We start from the raw sequence: 397 nt of genomic DNA, 5'->3' as shown, positions 1-397 counted from the left end.
GCCGCGCTCGTGCCCGCGCTGACGGCGGCGCGCGCACGGGGCGACGCCGCGGGCCTCGGCGAGCAGGCCGCCTTCACGATGCGGCTCGCCTGGTGGTTCGGCGGCGCCGCGGCGATCGGGCTCGCGCTGCTCGCGAAGCCGGTCAACGTCGCGCTGTTCGCGAACGCGAACGGCACGGGCGCGATGGCGCTGCTCGCGATCGCGAGCCTCGGGGCCGCGCTCCAGGCGGTGAGCGCCGCGCTGCTCCAGGGCCTCGGCGACCTGCGTTCGCCGGCCCTGCACCTGGCCGCCGCCGCGCTCGTCAAGGCGGCGCTCAACGCGGCGCTAGCGCCCGCACTCGGCATCGCCGGCGCCGCCCTCGCCGCGCTGGCGGCCTACGCGGCCGCCGCCGCGCTGA

1 pseudogene is annotated in these 397 nt (G+C 79.8%); it reads left to right on the top strand.

Going from position 1 to position 397, the window contains the following annotated elements:
• Nucleotides 1-397: pseudogene (locus LKX83_RS31945) on the top strand (polysaccharide biosynthesis C-terminal domain-containing protein); the annotation flags it as partial.

The organism is Cohnella baijiui (assembly GCF_020731285.1).
Classification (GTDB): Bacteria; Bacillota; Bacilli; order Paenibacillales; family Paenibacillaceae; genus Cohnella.
The sequence above is the reverse complement of the archived record's forward strand: the minus strand, read 5'-3'. Positions and strand labels throughout refer to the sequence as shown.